Genomic DNA, 18101 nt, shown 5'->3' with positions numbered 1-18101 from the left:
CGGCTTGATGCGCCGACGTTGCAGCAGGGCTTAGTCATGGATCGACTCGGTGAGATCGATGACCCGTCGACCTTCGGGGATAACCACATCGAAAACAATTCGACAAAGTTGTCACGTTGCGGAAATCTGCAAGTAGCCATCCTGGAAAATGCTATCTTCTCGCCCATGTTGAGCAACGACTGGGCCTTCCCCAATGACTGGGTCGTGAAGCCTACGATCGAAATTGGGAAAAGTTTTCCCGTCCAGCCTCTGGTGTTCTTTCCGGTCCGAAATGAACTGCTAACCACATTTCGAATCAGTGCTTGACAACTTCCGCACCGACGCCGTATTCGGCCGTCCTTTCGCGGCCCCGTCCGACCGGGTGCCGCCACGAGGACAGGCGATGCTCGCGTTGAACATATCGATAGCCGTGCGGAAGGTCCGCGAAGCTCAGGGCTGAAGCCCCGGTATGTCGCCGGGCGTCGGCCCGGCTTTTCGTCCCTTCCCCAATCGAGACGGATATCGCGGCTGCGAAACCTCGTCCGTGGTTGCTATGCCACGAGTCCAGATCGCCACGCTTGTGTCCTCTCCGTCTCATCGTCGCTACTCGATGTGCATCGCCCTTCGGCGGTGCGACCATGTTGACGCAAGGGAGACATAGATGCGTTGCCACAACCTGCTTCTCGCTGAAGCCCTCAAAAACTGCCCCAATGGATTCCCAGTGGCTTCCGGAGGGCTGCAGGCTCTCCAGGCTGAGAGCATCCGTGCCTCGGCCGGGGGCTTGTCCATACCGATGATGCTTCGCGAGCCTGGGGCCGGGACGCCCCTGCCCTGGAAATCGACGACAGCGTTGCCAACCGCGTGCTGCGCCCGCGGAAACGCGGCTCGAAGATCGGTTTCATCGTCGACCCGTTCCGGCGCCGGCAGGTCTGGTATGAAAGCATCCTCGAAGAATCCGTGCTCGCCGTCCTTCTGGCGTTACCCGAAACGCTGTGGGTCCACGAGCAGCAGCACGTAGCCTTCGTCAGGGATGGGCAGCAACGTCACCACTACTTCGACTTCGTCCAACGTCAGGCGCGGGGGCGCATCGCATACGCGGTGAAGTACGAGCAGGACGTCGACGACGATCTGCTCGAGACGCTCCGTCTTGTCTGCGAACAGGTCGGTGATCGCTTCGCCGACGAATACCTCATCATTACCGAGAAGGACCTGACCCGGACGCAGATCGAAAATGCCGGAGACATCCTGGCGTGTGCATCCGACTTCGATTTCGCGGTCCAGGCCGCCGTAGAGGCTGTGCTTTCCGAATTGCCGTCTCAGGTGCGCCTCGACGAAATCGTTCGCGCCACCGGGCAAGGCGACCGCGCGCGCCGGGCCGCACTGACGTTGATCCAGAAAGGGATCCTTAAGGTCCCGCCTAACGTCCGGCTCGGCGACGATGTAGTTCTCGTCAACCGCGCCGCCGGGGACGGCGCGCGTTAATTCAATCCTCACGCGAACGGGATAAGCCGAAAGAAAACAAGAAACTGGAGGGGAGCGTGAAACTAGTTAATCCGGCCCTGATCGCCAGGGCGGAGAGAGCCTATCTCTTTGGCCGCCATGACCGTCTCGTGATCGACGGCCAGTCCTACCGGGTGGAACGCAAGGTCAGGGATTCGCACGTGCTGCAGCCCGTGACCGGCGACCTGATTGCCGAAGACCTCTTCATCGTGAAAACGGACAGCGAAATCAGTTCGCTCATGCGGTCAAAGCGCATCCGCATCGACGAGGGCTATTATTCCAAGGCGTTGGGCATCCTTCGCGTGCGGTTCGACGACTCCGACCTGAGCGACCTGTCGGAGGAAGAGCTCAGGACCCTCTCCTGGAAAAAGGAATGGTGCGTCCGCTTCCTGGATGCCGCGACAAACACCGACGGATGCTGGCGGCCGCGCCGCGTGATCCCCGATTTCGCGCGGTTTATCGATGAAAACCGTGACCGCATGGATCGTTGGTATTTGGATACGTTCGGTGAACGGAGGCGGCCCGGGCGTCGATTGCAGGGTGAAGCCAGAAAGGCCTTCGACTACCCAAGTCCTTCCGGCTTTAAGAAGTGGTTAGCGAAGTTCATCGCGGGACATTGCCGGCTTGAAAGCCTTCGCCCCCGCTATTCCAACTGCGGAAACAGGAACCAACTCGATCCTCGCGCGGCCGAGGTGATCGCCGTCGAGGTACAGAAATACGCCAGCCTTCTGCAGCCGGCGATGACCGACATCTGCGAAAACGTCGATCTCGCCTTGTACGACATCAACAAGACGCTCTCTTCACACGATCAGGTTTACGCCAGTCACAACGCAGTCCGACGCAGGATTCATCGCCTGGACCCGTTCATGGTGGACGCTGGCCGGAAAGGGAGCGACTACGCGCTGAGGAAATACACTCCCGTTGGCATGGGACTGCAGGTCACGACTGCCCTCGGCCGCGTAGAAATGGACGACTGGGAAGTCGACCTCCACAAGCTTGTCGAGAGATCGTCCGTTTGGAAGGCACTGTCCCAGGAGCAGCGGAAGCGTGTGCCGCGCGTGCGCATGACTTTTACGGCTGCGATCGACTGTGCCTCCAGATGCATCGTCGGGTTCAATCTGACCCTCAACGGTCCATCAACCGCCACGACCAAGCCCGCGCTTCGATCCATCATGATTGACAAGACCGAGTTGGCAGCCGCGGCAGGAGCTCAGGTTTCGTGGCACATGCACGGCCGTCCGCGCCTCGTGGCGACGGACGGCGGACCGGCCTTCGGGGAAGAGTTCGACATGGCAGCGATGCGGGTGAACATCGGCCGCGACGTCCCGGAGCAGGATCCCCGCAAGCGCGGCACGATCGAAGCCTTCTTTCGGTTCATGAAACGGCTCTGCCGTTATTTCGCCGGCCGCGCCTTCGCGAACGTGGTTGAGAGAGGCGACTATCCTTCCGAGCAGCTCGCGTCGCTAACCGTTGGCGAGTTCTACAAGACCGTCATCGTCTTCATCGTCGACAATTACCATCTCCGGCCGCATCGTGGCCTGGAAGGCCGGACCCCCTATGCGAAATGGGAGCAGCTCGCCAAAGCGGGATTGCCTCCAAGCCCTTCCGACGAACAGCTCGCGGTCGCGTTCGGCCTCTGGCGGAGGGGGCGGACCGTCTCCAAGCATGGCGTCGACTTCGTCGGCATTTCATACAACTCGCGGCAATTGGGGCTTCTTCACGAGCTGGTTGGCAAGAAGAAGGTCGACATGGTCGTCGACCCGGAGGATCTCGGCCATGTCTACGTCCTGATTCCGAAACACCTGAGGGGACGCATCAAAGGAGTGCCCGACGACAGGCACTTCCTAGTCACCCCAAGCGTGGACGGTACGGGCAAGGGCAAGACGCTCGCCGCCGTGCTCATGGCCCGGCGCGACGTACGCGAGTTCCTGAGGGCGGAAGCGGAGAAGGGCAAGCCTATCCGCATCGAGTCGCATCGGCATCTACTCGACCTCGCGAACAGCGTCGTCAAAAGGGCGGCCATTCAGACGCATGAGATCACCGAGAAGGCCATCGACATGCTGGAGAAGCGCATCGACTTCTCGGCCAAGGCCGCGCTGGGGTCGGTCCAGTACGCCAGCGAGGAAACCGGCGAAGGCACGTTGGGCCAAGTCGTCGCCCTGTCGTCCCGAAGTCGAGTCTCGAGCGACGAGCCCTCCCCTCCGCCGCAACCTGCCGATGCCGACATGAAGAACAGGCCAAAGCCATTCGGCGGAAGCATGAATCTCTATGAAGGAGAGGATGAATGACGTCGTCAGCGGATACGCATAGGCTTGCGGCCATCCCGGAGAGGGAAGGCCCCGAGTCTGACGATGACGATTTCCTCTCAGTCATCTCCGGCCGTCTGACGGAGAAGGAAAAGCACGTTCTGTCCGCTCTGGAGCGGGCGAAGGACGTGTACGTGCGCTGCGGGCGCGACGAACTCGCCAAGGAGGTCCTTTCCCGCTTCGTAACCATGATGCTCGCGAAAAGAGAAGGAAGGCGCGACGATGGCCGCGTCCTGTTCGTCACAGGCGAAAGCGGCGCCGGGAAGACCTCGTTGGTCGAGCGCATGCTTGCGGAGAACCCGGCGCTCGCCCCGATCCAGAAATCGTACGGCATCATCGAGCCCGTCATCTCCCTTACGCTGATGGGGCCTTCGACGCTGAAGTACTTAGGCCTGAACATCCTTAAGGAAGCCGGGTACAAGATCACCCGGAAGTACGAGCAGGGCGAAGTCTGGGACATTCTTCCGGAACAGCTGCACCTGAGAAAGGTCCTGCTCATCCACATCGACGAAACGCAGCATCTCCTGAAGCTGACGGAATCCGACAGGGAGCGGGACTCGGTCCGAAAAGCACTCAAGGGCGTAATGAACTACAAGCCTTGGCCGGTCAGCTTTGTCATGTCCGGGATGCCGACCATCACGTCGCTGGCGAAACTCGATGAACAAATCGAACGCCGAGCGCGGCATCTGCATCTTCCGGACGTCTGCCTTCCCGATGAGCGCGTCCTGGTCCTCAATATCCTTGGCGCCATGTGCGAAGCGGCGGGTCTTGACCATGGCGCTGTCACCGAAAGCGACATTCCCGACCGCATCGCACATGCCGCGCGATACCGTTATGGGCGCATCACCCAGGTCATTCTCGCGGCGATCGAGCAGGCGGCGGCCAGGAACGCTTCCCGTTTGTCCAGAAATCACTTCGCCCATGCCTACATCGAGCATTCGCAGGCTCGTGGACACGACCAGATGAACCCCTTCCTTGTGAACGATTGGGAACGACTTGAACCCGGCCTGTTCATGATCGGGGACGATTGACGATGAGGACGAACGGGCGGGTCCTAGAGCCACTTGCGTTTGCCTACCCGCTCGAGGAGCGGGAGCCGGCCGCCGGCTTCGCATCCCGTCTCGCCGCCCTAAATGGCCGTTCGCTGAAGGACCTCCTTCGCGACATGAGCATTCCTCAGCGAAATCTCGACAAGGGCGTTGAATCCGCCGTGCGGGACGTCGCAGTCCTCGGGCGGACGGATCCGGCACGCCTCCTTCGGTACACGCCCGTGCCGCACGCGGAAAAACTGTACGAAGTCGGCGGAGAAACATTCACCCGTCTCGCCATCAACCGCACGTATTTCCGCTTTTGTGCTCGCTGCGCGCTCGAAGACATGGATGCTTATGACGGACCGCCGTTCAGCAGGCCATGGCTGCGTCTCGAATGGACGGTCTCCCATTTCCGCTCCTGCCTTCGGCATAACGTGCTTCTCACGGCGACGAGTCCCACGCGCACTCCTTTCGCGCCCTTCGACTTCAACGAAACGATGCAGGGCCTGATCCCTGCCCTGCAGCGGACGGCGGGCGAAACCGACATCGTAGCAGCATCCCCGTTTCAGGCATGGCTTCAGGATCGCCTTCGCGGGTGTCGGTCTCCGGCAAACTGGCTCGACGATCTTCCGCTGCACGTTGCCGCTCCGTTTTGCGAAGCGCTCGGGGTGTCTTCCCTGTACCCGCCGAAGGTCCGGGTCGCCCGCCTGACGATCTCGGACTGGTCGGCGGCGGCCGACGAAGGATTCCGTGTGGCAAGCGCAGGCGAGGATTCGCTATGTGCGCTTCTCCGAGGGCTCAATGCTGCCCAATCCTCGACTCGAGGATATTGGGGTCCGCGCGACACCTACGGCTATGCATACGGGCTGCTACAGAAGACCGTCGGCGATCCGGGCTACGCCAAGCTGCGCGACGCCGTGCGGCGGTTCGCTCTCGGAACCATGCCGATCGAACCTGGTACCGACGTCCTTGGCGAGACCGCAGGGGAACGGAGGGTGCATACCGTGCGAACTGCTGCCAGAGACTCCGGCATGCACGCCCTCAGCATCCGGCGGCTCTTCAAGCGGATGGGCGTTGACGAGGCTTCCGACCATTCGGGGGTCATGGACCATCGTATCCTGGTCAAGTCAGAGGAGGTCCATCGGGTCGTCGCCGAGCTGAAGGATGCGATCACGGCACCGGAAGTCGAGCGGCTTCTGGGCGTGCCGCGGCTTCACCTGAAGCAACTTGTAGCCCTTGGATACCTCCCCGCCTTGGCAGGGACAGGCATCCGCCGCAACGCCAAGCGCCGCTTCTCGAGAACCGACGTCGAAAAATTGCGGAACCAGCTGTTTGAAGGCGCTCAAGAAATTTCCAACCCAGGGGAACGCCAGGTCGACGTAACTGGCGCGCGACGCGCAGCCACCTGCACCATTCCGGACCTCCTGGACATGATCTTCCTAGGAAAGCTCGCCTGGAAAGGACGGCTTTCTGGAAGATACGATTACATGGCGTTGCTATTCGACGCCGACGAAGTCACCCGGATCGTCCGCTCGAACGGAACGCGCACCAACCTTACCAAGGCCGAGGCCGAGGCGTTTCTTCCCGGCACGCACGAGCGTGTCGTGAACAGGTTAATCGAGGCAGGTCACCTCGTGCTCATCGAGGAATTCAGTCCCGATGCAAGGCGCGTGATCCCGGTGGTCTCGCGGGAAAGCGCGGAGGCATTCAGGTCACGATATGTCTCGCTTGGCGAGCTATGTCAGAAGACAGACCTGCATCACAAGAAGGTCCGCCTGATCCTGCGCAATGCGGACGTCGACGCAGCGATCCCCCGAGAGACTGCCGGGGCGTTCTTCTACCTCCGTGAGCAGGTTGAGGGATTGGAGGCTTCATTTCCCACTTTTTGGATTTACGATAAATCGGATACGCAAAAAAACAGGACCATTCGAAAAAGGACACAGCTAAGCCAAGAGCACATTGGTATCAGGCAACGTACGCCAGATGGATGAGAGATCAGCGGCACGTCAGCCGGAAATAGGCGACAGATCCGTTGACGAATGGAAGCAGAAGGTTGGCGCTCTATTCGAGTCAATCCGAACTAAACCCTATGTAAAGAGAACGATATTGCGTCTAAAGGAACGTTGTATTCGCTATATTTCGCAAGGTTGCCAAGCTCGCCACGTGCCCTTATATCGGCAGAAAATTTAACGTTCAGAGCCAGACTACCCGGCGCAATCTTTAGTCCAATTCTCTAGTGAATGGGTTCAGATCGTTCGTGCTGTCTTGCCGTTTCAGGTGACCGCGCCTCATGACGACTATTAACGACTCGTTTCCAACTATCGAACATGAGGGATCGAGATTCACGTTCGAGCATCTGGCACCAACCTCTGTGAGCCTAGGTGGACAAGGGGCTGAAGGTGCCGACATCAATATCCGCATCTCTTATCAGACCCATGTCTTTTCTCGGCGCCATCAGGGCGATTCTACAGTCTTCGCGTTACGAGATGAAGCAGGCGTTCTAAGGCAGTTTTGCGAGTGGCGATATGAGAATTCCCTCGCGCTTCCAGGGATCTGTCAGAGGATGGTTCTCCACAATTATCTAACATGGGAATCACTCGACAAGAACAAAGCCAGCAATCTTGCCGTCGCAGGCCAAATTCTAAAATCCGGTATGAATGATCTTATCGTTTACTACTTGTTCCCCAGCAGGTCCGACGACCACAATGTGGAACTTGTAGTTAAAAGCGCTTATCAGAAGGAAATAGATTTTCGCCACATCAAGCGACGGTACAAAGTCTGCCAACTCATAAAAAAGGCTCACTTCCAGCAGATTAAAGTGCCTTAGAAACAAAAAAGGCTCCAGAGAGGAGCCTTTCCCATGGCGTTTCCGCCGAACGAGTGTGCCTTACCGTGGTGTACCGACCTCTAAGGGTGCACTTGCAACAGCGTCCTTTCGGAAGCCTCGTTGTCTGCTGCTGGAAATCATATAACTCCAACCACCGATTATTTCAAGCCCTTTGTTTGGGTGCCACGAAATGTGCACATAGTTTGGCTTCTCAGGACTTCTTGGTCGACAGTCATCCGCTCGTTTCTCGAAGGAACACTGCCAACAAGGGCAAGTCAACCGCCTTGATAATGACATTGGACGATACAAATCCAGGCCATGTCAACGGAGTGATGTTCAGGCCGGATATTCTCCGATAGCCGAGGTCGCCAATTGAGCCCGAGCATCTGGCCTTGACCCCTCAAAAAGATTTGGGGCGCCTCTGAGTTGCAAAGCAAGGCGAACGATTGTCGCTTGCTCCGCTCCATCCCAGCCTTTCTTACGATCTGGAGGCGGAGCATGCGCAGGCGAAAAAACAGAGAAGATTGTCCCACCCCAAATTCGTCGCGCCGGCGCGATCAATCAGGGACGCGGCGCTTCCCGGACTATTCCGTCCACTTCAAACGCAATCCCTTCCACGATCCCGCACTGCCGCCCTTCTGGGAACTCACCGTCGAAAACTCCAGATATAGCTACCGCGTCCTTGTCGGCGTCCCCGGCGACGAACTCGACGCTCTCATGGACCGTCTGCCGACGCCTACACATGAACGGCACGGCGTCGATTTCTGGCGCGGAGTGGGTCAGGCAATCCTTCCAGAAGACATCAGACGGCTCACTGGCGAAACCATGATGGCCTTTCTGGTCTACAAAGTCATGTCGGCGCCACCGGGATCGCCGTATAAGAAGGAACAGAAGTTCAACGATGCCGACCTCGGTCGCCCGATAACTCCGACTCCGGAAGACATCGAGGCAGATGATCGCCGAAAGGAAATGCTCCTAAGGCAGTTCGAGGTGGAGATTGTCGTGAACGGTTCGGCATCTCCGAGATTCTGATCTAGCCTACAAAGTCGGAGGCGCTTGGCGGCCGACCTTGCGCAGCCTTGAAAGCCGCTCTAGACCGATCGGAAAACATTACTAAAATACTCAAGGTTACAACTTTGCGTCTGAGAGAGTCACAACTTTGGGTGTGGAATATCTTCCTAAAAAATCATGAAATGATTTCAATGACTTCCAGAGTGGCCAGAGTCACAACTTTGGCTCTCGTATCAAGTCACTGATCGGAGAGCCAAAGTTGTATCCTAGGAAGCCAAAGTTGGGACTCTCGTAGAATTCGAGAGAAGTCCAGAAGGACTCGGTAACCTGGCAGGCTGCCCTCTTAACTCTCATCCGAGGAAGACAGCGGATCAACGGATCATGAATAGCCGGCTCGGATGGATCTCGCAAGGGGGTTTGAAGGTGAGGGTTAACAACGGACGTCCCAGGCCCTTCGAATGCTGGAGAACATCGTGGTGAATGCGTTCGATCAAATGCGATCGGCTTTCCTGGAGGCTTATGCCCGTTTCGGCCCAGTTCCTGCCCCGGAGCCGGGCATTGATTGGTCTACGTGGGTGACGGCTGCCGCGACGGTTGTCCTGGCAATTACGACAGGAGTCTTGTTCTGGGAAACGAGACGAATGCGAGAGGCGAGTGAGCGAATCCACAGAGACTCACGGGAGCCTCACTTCATTATCTACACGCAAATCGATGAGGTCGAACAATTCGCTGACATCGTTTTCGAGAATGTTACCGATAATCCTGCTTATGATGTCGAGTTCAGATTTGTCCCGGATAGAGTTCTGGATGTGTACAAGCGTCCGAATAACTCAGATCGGATTAATCCGCGACTTTCTCAACTTGGGTTCGATCCACTATCTGTCGTTGCTCCTCGTCAGAAGATCATCCGGAACTATAGCAAGCACACCAACGAGACAGGTGTTCTCAAAAAGCTCGAGCATTTTTCCGGGGTCAATGTGCATGTGTCGTTTTCATCGTTGAACGATCAGGACAAACGGAAAACAGAGATTCTGACGCTCGATACCTCGCACAACAACAAGGCATGGCGGAAACGGAAAAATACGCTCATCGCCCTGCAGGAACAGACGAAGGAGTCCACAAAACTGCTGGCAAGGATGATTTTTGACGCGACGGCTCCAGACCGGATTGGCCCTTCTAGCGGTAGGATAAAGGATCATTTAGAGGCACCGCGAAAACTACGGCCAGTTCGAGATAGACTTCACCGACCGAAACGCCGCCCACCCTCTTCTTGAAGGCCGGAAACCGATCGGGAAACCTCCTGGGACAATCCCAGGATACAACTTTGCGTCTGGCAGGGTCCAAACTTTGGGTGTGGAATTAATTCCTAAAAAATCATGCAATGATTTCAATAGTTTCCAGAGAGGCCAGGATACAACTTTGGGTGAACGATCAGTCACCTGATGCAATACCCAAAGTTTGGACCCTACAGCCAAAGTTGTGACTCTCGTAGGATTCGAGAGGAGTCAGAAAGGACTCGATAACTTTGGCGCGCAGCCCTCTTAACCCTCATCGGGCGAAGACAGCAGGTCAACGGGTCACGGATAGCCGGCTCGAGAGGATCTCGCAAGGAGGCCTGAAAATCAGGGTTAATAACGGACGTCCTAGGCCCTTCGAATGCTGGAGAACATCGTGGTGAATGAGATGGGTCAAATGCGGAGAAGAATGACCCGGGGCGGGATCGGAAGAAGGATTTGAAGGTGGAAAATCGCGCACTGAAAGTCGGAATGGAACTTACCACTTTGTCTGCCGACGACCGCTTGACGATGTTCCGAGCATTGGCCGTGCAATACATCGTGGAAGCGGCCGATGGCATGCCCACACGAGTCAGCCTCAAGTTTGATGGCGATACACACGACAGGCATTCTGACGAACGCTATTTTGTCGCTCGGGAAACCATTCGATGGCTTCTTGTGGAGGGATACCTCACCTCACATGAACGAATGTGGGCCGATAGCCCATACGAGTGGGTCAAGAATGGAAACAACTGGAGGCCTTCTGTTTGTAGTGATGTCGGCATCACCGATAAGGGACTCGCGGCCATTAATCGTCAGATTCGATGGGACGATATCAATGCCCGGAAAGCTCTTATTGAAGCGGCAAAACGGGTGATCGGCGATGGCCTTGAGGATGCGGCCAAAGAGAAGGTCGGTGAGATGGCAATCGATATTGTTGGCAAAGTTTCGGCTGCTTTTCTTAAGATGTTCGTGACGCAAACTCTAGCAGGGGGCTGACAACTTGCGTTGCGACAATACCTGGCCCAGTTCGAGATAGACTTGCTCATCCGGAACCCCGCCTACGCTCTTCTTGAAGGCCAAAAACCGCCTAGGAAAACCTTCCGGAAACACTCAAGGTTACAACTTTGCGTCTGGCAGAGTCACAACTTTGGGTGTGGAATTTCTTCCTAAAAAATTCCACAGGGATTTCAATAAGATCCGAAGGGGCCAAGGTCACAACTTTGAGTGGGCGACCAACCGCTTCGTTGGCATACTTCTTGAGGCGCTTAACAGCCTGAGCTGTCGGGGGCGGCGCGCCCTCAATAGCGCCGTAGCCGCCCCCGACAGCGACTTGGTGGCAAGTCGCTGGTCGACTCACGGATTCGTTGATGCAGAGCTCCCTGACCCGGCCGAAGGCCGGCCTTGAGAGCGACATCCCAGCGGCAACTTTTCACAGGCGTCCACGTCGGTTAATCTGGCCGGCGGCGCGTTGATAGTTACCGCTGCGTAAGCTGCTTGGCAGAGACCAAAGGTCGTCATCAGAGAAGGCACGGCAAAAGCCAACAGGGTTGCGCAGGCTTATTTTCGCGAATGCTTGGCCTCGTTGAATTGCTGAATTTAAGAACGGTTTTTCCGCAGAACTCAAACGACCGCGGATCTATCTTCGATTTGCCAACCGCCAGTGTCGGCTTCAAGACGCCGTGTCGAGGTCGGGGATCGTACGAAAATGCGGCTTTGCATTGAGGCACTCAATCCGGTGGCCCGTTCCGGTTCCGGATTCGCCATCAGACGGTCGCCGAGTTGGCTAGACCGAACCGCCTCGGGGCGAGTCGGACGCTGGTTACTACGGCACATACCGTCTCGCGATGTTTGCACCGACTATCCAGCGCATCTGCGTCGACGAGTTAGTCCGCGGAAATCTGAAATCCGATCTTCTTGACGACGTTCTTGCCGACCCGCATCGCCGGGCCGTGCGATTTGGTCTCCGGAAGGAACTCGACGCCGAGCTCCTCCAACGCTTGCTGCACCCTTAGGCTGATTTCCAGGCCGACAGGTTCGCGCGCTTCTATGCGGACGATCGATCGCTTGCTCACCTTGGCCTTTTCGGCGAGTTGCGCCGGGGTGATGTCCAAGAGGGCGCGCGCGGCGCGCAGAAAGTCGTAGGATGCCTGCATGGGAACGTTCTAGCCGGAGCGAAAAGGGAACACCAGCCTTCAGATCGTCAGGCGTCCGGACGCCTGTAATGACCTGTGGACGCCCAATGCCCGACGCCGTATGCCTGTCCTGCTGATTCCAGCGAATCGCAAGGATCCAATTGCAACGGATCCTTTGCCGGACAGACGGAGGCTTGCAGATGCTGTTGTTCAACGAGGGGTGCGGAGCCGGCGAACAGCTTGCCGCGGAGAGCGCAAGAATCAGGGCACTGCTCTCCGACATGGAGCGAATCCTGGAAGGTGTGCTTCCGGAGACGCTTGTCAGCGAGGAGCCGCCGCTTCTCGATCGTTGGCTTCTCGGGAACGTGTTGACACCAGCCTTGGTGGGGTTGTCGACAGGCCATCCGGCTCTTCCTGGAACCAATCGTCCGATCGCCACGTCCCAGGTCTTTCTGATGTCGGCCGACATGAGCTGGGCGCGGACTCTGTCCCGTTGGTACCGGCTTGGCCGCCCGGCCGAGCGTTCCGGCCTGGACGCCTGAGCGGTTGGGGCGATGGCCATGTCCGGCAAGGATTCACGCGGCAGTCGGGACCGTCACTTCGAGCGCCGTCGCAAGGCGGCGCAGGCGGGATTGCACCTGCCGACGGAGATTGAACTCCTGCGCGGCATGCCGTTCCTGTTCGACGACATGGCGAGCGACATCAGGGAGTTTGGCGAGCGCCTGTCGCGCAGGCTGAAGCACAAGCCGAAGTTCGAAATCGCTCCCCTGGTCGCATCCCTTGATGACCTCGCGGTCGACCAGAGCGACGAGGCCCTGCGCTGTGTCGAAGCCGCCCTGGAAGCCGCAGGCGGCTTCGACACGATATCTGCCTTCGATGCGCGACTTCGTGTCAAATTCTACCTGGCCTCGCTCGGCGATCCGGACGCGGCCGCCGTGATCGCCGGCAGGACGGCATCCGTTGCGCTCGGTGGCGTTCGTGATTCCTGTGACTTCAGCCTTCTGCCATGGGCACTCGCCTGGTCCGTCGTGGCCAACGACTATGGCCACATGCGCAACAACGGGACTGTCGGCATTCCCCGAGGCCGGGTGAGCCGCGATTTGCGCTTCCATGCGCGAGAGTTCGAAGCGGCGATCCGGCAGACGGAACCGCAAACGAAAAAACAGCCGGAAGACGGAACTCCTTCTGCCTATAGGGTCGATGATGCTCGGACAGTTCCCGCGGCGGAGGCACCTCAGGTCAACAAACCGAAAGGCACCGTCGTCATCTTCACCTCGATCGGCAACGACAGCACGTCCGAAGGCAAGCGGGTCGTCAAGGAGTTCGAGAAGCTTCTCAATATCGCCTTGCCGCTGCCGCCTGTTTCCGATCTCGCCCGCGTGCGGGAGCGGCTGGTCGAAGAATTCCCATACGCCGTCGCCGTCATCGACGAATTGCTGAACCGCCTCGTCGGCCGGGACCATGTCCATATCCGGCCGACTGTCCTGGTCGGCACGCCCGGCTGCGGCAAGACAAGGCTGGCGCGGCGGTTGTGCGAAGAACTCGCCGTTCCCTTCGAACTGGTGTCGTGCGGCGGATTGAACGACAGTTCGATCGGCGGAACCGCCCGGCGCTGGTCATCGGGGGAACCGAGCATCTCGGTGCTGTCGATCCGTCGCCATCGTTGCGCCGGTCCCGTCATTATCCTGGACGAGATCGAAAAGGTCGGCACCTCGCGGCACAACGGCAATGTCCACGACGTGCTGGTCGGCCTGTTCGAACGGGAGACCTCGCAACGCTGGTTTGACCCTTATATCGAATCCCCCTGCGACCTGTCGCATGTCTCCTGGCTGATGACGGCGAACACGCTCACCACCGTGCCTTCAGTGCTGCTGGACCGCTGCCGGGTCCTCGCCTTTCCGGAACCAGGGCCGGAACAGCTCGAGGTGCTGACTCCGCGTCTCGTCGAACGGATCTATGTCGATGCCGGGCATGATCCGCGCTGGGCGACGCCGCTTGAACGGTTCGAACTGGCAGCACTCGCTGACCATTGGCACGGCGGTTCCATCCGCAGGCTCCAGCAACTCGTGGAAACGCTGGTCGAGGCGCGGGAGCGACACAGGGTGAAGCAATGAGCGAGAGCCACCGATGAAACGCCGGAAGAAACGGAGCCGTCATGTTCAGCCCGAGCAACACGACCAGGCAGGAAGCGGCATGAACGAGCGGCTCGCACGTCATCTCCTCGATCGGCTGCGGCGTAAGGCGGCGGCGCTTGCTCTTGCGGATGCCGTCGAAGCGGGAATCCTCTGCCAGGAGGATGTCGAAAGCCACGGCCGGGTGCTCTCCGTCTATCGCCGCCATCCGGAAGCTGCCGGTGCGATGTTGCCGTCTCAAGCTGTCGCCATGCTATCGCGTCACCGCCGCAGGCTTCCCGACGAAACGACGCATCCAATCCTCGGGTCGGACGAGTTCGCCTTCGATACGGACAGAGAAAGGGACGCAACACCTACAGCAGAATCTTCGAAGGCGATCCCTGGCGAGTTCCCGTCTTCTACACTGGCACGACGCTTCGACCTCGCCTTGGTGAAGGCGATACGTGAAGCCGCGGAACCGCCGTCCGCTGCCGACGTCGCCGCCATGCTCCTGCTCGCACAGGCCGTTCCAGACAATGGGGCCGCCCTTGCCGATGTCCTGCGGGCGCTCAGGCTGCGGCGGCCGATCGTGACCCTGCTCGGCGAAACCAGAGGATTCGAGCGGACCTTTCTGGAACTCCTGAAGCGCGGCCACATCCTGCCCGGCGCCGTCGAGCGCTCGAACGGTTATGACATACGCTACGAGAACGTGCGCTTCGAGCACGTCGCCGCCGCCCGTCGGCGCGTTGTCGTCTTTGCCGGGAGCGATCGTGGCGAGGAGGAGGACGACCGGCAATACGGTGCGGCAGCCATCAGCCCCTATCCGATCCTTGCCGTCGCCGAGAATCAGGAGCGGCTTTCCCCGAAGCTTGTCCAGGCGGCGCAACTCAATCTTGCCTGCGGAACGCTGAATGCGGAAATCGTTCGCCGTATCATCGAGACCGTACTCGGTGCGCCGCCCTCGGCGGGCAGGCTCGACGGCATCGACTTCGGGCGGCTCGGCCTCGGCGACATCGCGATCGCCGTCCGCCCCGGTGTCGCCCCCGACACGGCGGCAAACAGCCTGCGCAGGATAGCCGAGGCAAGCGAATCCGGCGAGCGTCCTGGCGATGGTCTGGGCAGGCCCTCCGGAAAAGCGAAGGCTCGATCCTCCGATCCGTGGCGCCGCAACGCCGATCCCGGATTCGGAAGCGACATCATCCAGCCTGAAACGCCTTCCGAAGCCCGCGCCGGACATCCTGCGCCGACGATCGAAACCTTATCCGGCTATGGCGAGGCCAGGGAATGGGCCTTGCAGATCCGGGATGAATTGCCGCTCTGGCGCGCCGGCGACCTTGCCTGGACCGACATGAGCACGAAGGTGCTGCTGTCCGGTCCCCCAGGCGTCGGCAAGACGCATTTTGCCCGTGCGCTTTGCAATACGTTGCAAGTCCCCTTGCTTGCGACATCGGTGGCGCGCTGGCTCGAGCCGTCCAATCTCGGCGACGTGCTGAAGCGCATGAAGCGGACGTTCGCCGAGGCGGAAGCGCAAAGGCCCTGCATTCTGTTCGTCGACGAGTTCGACGGCATCGGCCGTCGCGTCGATCTTTCCAGGGATTATGCCGATTACTGGAACTCGGTGGTCAATTGCTGCCTGGAACTGCTGGACGGGGCGGCCCGCACAAGCGGTGTCATCGTAGTCTGTGCCACCAACAACCCATCCGTCATCGATCCGGCATTGCTACGCTCCGGCAGGATCGACAGGCAGATCGAGATTCTCTTGCCCGATGCCGAGGCACGGCTGGCGATCCTGCGCCACCATCTCGGCAGGGACATCGAGACGGTCACGGCCAGCGTCTCAAAGTCCGTCCTGGTCGAGAACGACCTTCGGAAAGTCCTGGAGGAAGGATTCGAGATGATGTCGGACAAGCCCTATGCCGCGCTGGTGCAGGCCGCCATTCCAACCCGGACGGAGGCTCGGCGGCTATGACGCTCCTACAAGTCAATGCATCGTCCAGACAGACACTGGCTCCGAATGCCCTGAAGGCACTTGCCCGCAAGGCGCAGGGCATGACGGGCGCCGACATCGAGCGATGGGTCCGGGAGGCAAGACAGAAGGCACGACGCGACCGTCATGCGCTGTCCTATGCCGATCTCGAAACCCAGCTTGTCGGGACAAGACCGTTGCGCTCGACGGCGTTGCGATCACGCATCGCCACGCATGAGGCAGGCCACGCCGTCGCGCGCATGCTGGTCGGTTTCGGCCCCATTGCCGAAATCACAGTCGACGCCAAGGCTGGCGGTGGCTTCGTGATCGGAAGCACGGGTCAGGACGAAATGACCGAGAGCTGGCTTACTGCCGTCCTCGTCGAAACGCTCGCGGGACGCGCGGCCGAGGAAATCATGCTGGAGACTGTTTCGGCGAATAGCGGCGGCGTGGATCATAGCGATTTGGCGTCAGCCACGAAGCTTGCGGTCGAGATGGAAACGATCCTTGGCCTCGGCGGCAGATGGCCCCTGATCTACCGCAAGGCGACCGACATCGCCGCCACGCTTGCCGCCGATCCGGAGCTCGCCGCCCGCGTCCATGAGCGGCTCGAGCGTGCCTACCAGGCAGCCTGTACCATCGTGCGCGAACAGGCCGACGCCATCGACTTCCTGGCCGAGCGCCTGTTCGATGCCGGAACGCTGGACGGGCCGGAACTCGACGCCGTCCTGACCGAAACCCGAAAACGCATCCGCGAGCGGCCCGGCTGAGCCGGAAACACGCCCAGACAAGCATTCAGTCCTTCAGCCGGGGCCCAAACCCCGGTCGGACAGGCACGCCCATACGCCACCCAAAGGATTCGATCCCATGAAACTCTGGCTGTTCTCCGACCTGCATCTCGAAGTCGCCGATCTTCGAGCGCCGCTCGCCATTCCCGATGCCGACGTCTGTGTCGTCGCCGGCGATCTCTGCCGAGCGCCTGCCAACGGCGTCCATTGGCTCGCCGAAAACGTCGCCCATGCGATGCCCTGCGTCTACGTCGCCGGCAATCACGAATTCTACAAGGGTGGGATCCGTGAGGGACTCGAGGATGGTCACGCCGCTGCCGCCCGTTTCCCCGCCGTTCACTTTCTCGAAAACCAGTCGGTCGTCATCGACGGCATCCGCTTCCTTGGTGCCACGCTGTGGACCGACTACCGGATCGAAGGCTCTCCGGAACTGGCGATGCGTTACGCCAGGGAGCGCATGAACGACTACAGGCAGATCGCCGCCCAAAGAAACCCCTGGCAGCGCTTCATCCCGCAGACCGCTTACCGGATGCACCAGGATTCGCGGCGCTTCATCGAAACGGCCCTGAAATCCGATCCCATCCCCACCGTCGTCGTCACCCATCACCTGCCGCACAAAAAGTCCATTCCGGCAAGGTTCAGGGGCGATCTGCTGAACGCCGCCTATGCCTCGGACTTGTCGCAAATCATCGAGGAGCAGCAGCCCGCGCTATGGGTTCATGGACACACGCATGACAGTTGCGACTACCATGTCGGCGCCACGCGGGCCGTGTGCAATCCGAGGGGCTATGAGGATGAAAATGCGAAGTTTGATCCGGAACTGGTGGTGAGCTTTGGATGATCACGCAATCTGGCGATTGCCAAATAGCCGCAATGCGCCCTCATCCCGGTCGTTGCCATGGGTCGTCGGTGATCCCGAAAGCGGACGTTCGAAATTCGGACAAACCAGGATTTCCGATAGGCCAAGCGCCTCCCTTTTAGGTGTTTAGTCTCGGGCTTTGATGGTGCTGTTGATTTCCGCCGAGAACTGACCCGGGATTGGGCGGTTTTTCCATTGAGAAGTGACCCATGTTTGAACCCACCCCTGCTGGTTGATTGCAGGGGACTTTGGAGTGATAGACATGGCGTTACTGAGCGTTATCCGACGCTGGCATCTGCGAGATGGACATTCGA

General features: G+C 59.3%; 15 protein-coding genes. 14 read left to right on the top strand and 1 reads right to left on the bottom strand.

The window, feature by feature from the left end; genetic code table 11:
• Window positions 1-36: 36 nt before the first annotated feature.
• The 9 genes from E6C48_RS05900 (at window position 37) to E6C48_RS05860 (ending at window position 10927) form a co-directional block, all read left to right on the top strand.
• Window positions 37-306, top strand: a complete 270-nt coding sequence (locus tag E6C48_RS05900; RefSeq protein ID WP_136355060.1) for a hypothetical protein — start codon at window positions 37-39, stop codon at window positions 304-306.
• 534 nt (window positions 307-840) lie between these two features.
• Window positions 841-1461 carry a hypothetical protein gene (locus E6C48_RS05895; RefSeq protein WP_136355058.1) on the top strand — a complete coding sequence of 207 codons (621 nt, stop codon included), beginning with the start codon at window positions 841-843 and terminating at the stop codon, window positions 1459-1461.
• 56 nt (window positions 1462-1517) lie between these two features.
• Entirely contained in the window at window positions 1518-3767 is a 2250-nt protein-coding gene (locus E6C48_RS05890; RefSeq protein WP_136355056.1) for a Mu transposase C-terminal domain-containing protein, read from the top strand.
• A complete protein-coding gene (locus E6C48_RS05885; protein ID WP_136355054.1) occupies window positions 3764-4816 on the top strand; it encodes an ATP-binding protein in 1053 nt (350 codons plus the stop codon). The genes E6C48_RS05890 and E6C48_RS05885 overlap by 4 nt, the downstream gene beginning before the upstream one ends.
• A 2-nt stretch (window positions 4817-4818) precedes the next feature.
• A complete protein-coding gene (locus E6C48_RS05880; RefSeq protein ID WP_136355052.1) occupies window positions 4819-6807 on the top strand; it encodes a TniQ family protein in 1989 nt (662 codons plus the stop codon).
• Window positions 6808-7106: 299 nt separating this feature from the next.
• Window positions 7107-7643, top strand: a complete 537-nt coding sequence (locus E6C48_RS22485; protein ID WP_168734460.1) for a hypothetical protein — start codon at window positions 7107-7109, stop codon at window positions 7641-7643.
• Between the two features lie 498 nt (window positions 7644-8141).
• Window positions 8142-8675 (top strand): hypothetical protein, encoded by a 534-nt coding sequence (locus E6C48_RS05870; protein WP_136355048.1) that lies wholly within the window; start codon window positions 8142-8144, stop codon window positions 8673-8675.
• Window positions 8676-9112: 437 nt separating this feature from the next.
• On the top strand, window positions 9113-9928 hold the full coding sequence (locus tag E6C48_RS05865) for a hypothetical protein (protein WP_136355046.1): 816 nt from the start codon (window positions 9113-9115) through the stop codon (window positions 9926-9928).
• A gap of 465 nt (window positions 9929-10393) precedes the next feature.
• Complete coding sequence (locus E6C48_RS05860; RefSeq protein WP_136355044.1) at window positions 10394-10927, top strand: hypothetical protein; 534 nt, start codon at window positions 10394-10396, stop codon at window positions 10925-10927.
• Between the two features lie 887 nt (window positions 10928-11814).
• Here the strand turns inward: E6C48_RS05860 and E6C48_RS05855 are convergent.
• Window positions 11815-12084 carry a helix-turn-helix domain-containing protein gene (locus E6C48_RS05855; protein WP_206086442.1) on the bottom strand — a complete coding sequence of 90 codons (270 nt, stop codon included), beginning with the start codon at window positions 12082-12084 and terminating at the stop codon, window positions 11815-11817.
• A 179-nt stretch (window positions 12085-12263) separates the two neighbouring features.
• Between E6C48_RS05855 and E6C48_RS05850 the strand changes: the two genes are divergently transcribed.
• The 5 genes from E6C48_RS05850 (at window position 12264) to E6C48_RS05830 (ending at window position 17769) form a co-directional block, all read left to right on the top strand.
• Window positions 12264-12605: a DUF6634 family protein gene (locus E6C48_RS05850; protein WP_136355041.1), complete on the top strand. Its 342-nt coding sequence runs from the start codon at window positions 12264-12266 to the stop codon at window positions 12603-12605.
• A gap of 18 nt (window positions 12606-12623) precedes the next feature.
• Window positions 12624-14177, top strand: coding sequence for an AAA family ATPase (locus E6C48_RS05845; RefSeq protein ID WP_168734459.1), 1554 nt, complete (start codon window positions 12624-12626; stop codon window positions 14175-14177).
• Between the two features lie 79 nt (window positions 14178-14256).
• Window positions 14257-16143, top strand: coding sequence for an AAA family ATPase (locus E6C48_RS05840; RefSeq protein ID WP_168734458.1), 1887 nt, complete (start codon window positions 14257-14259; stop codon window positions 16141-16143).
• The gene (locus E6C48_RS05835; protein WP_136355035.1) at window positions 16140-16910 is read left to right on the top strand and encodes an ATP-dependent metallopeptidase FtsH/Yme1/Tma family protein; all 771 of its coding nucleotides are present in this window, start codon (window positions 16140-16142) and stop codon (window positions 16908-16910) included. Before E6C48_RS05840 ends, E6C48_RS05835 begins: the two co-directional genes overlap by 4 nt.
• A gap of 97 nt (window positions 16911-17007) precedes the next feature.
• Window positions 17008-17769, top strand: a complete 762-nt coding sequence (locus E6C48_RS05830) for a metallophosphoesterase (protein WP_136355033.1) — start codon at window positions 17008-17010, stop codon at window positions 17767-17769.
• Window positions 17770-18101: the final 332 nt, after the last annotated feature.

It is taken from the genome of Ollibium composti, from assembly GCF_004801285.1.
Classification (GTDB): domain Bacteria; phylum Pseudomonadota; class Alphaproteobacteria; order Rhizobiales; family Rhizobiaceae; genus Mesorhizobium; species Mesorhizobium composti.
This window is presented reverse-complemented; position numbering and strand designations above follow the sequence as displayed.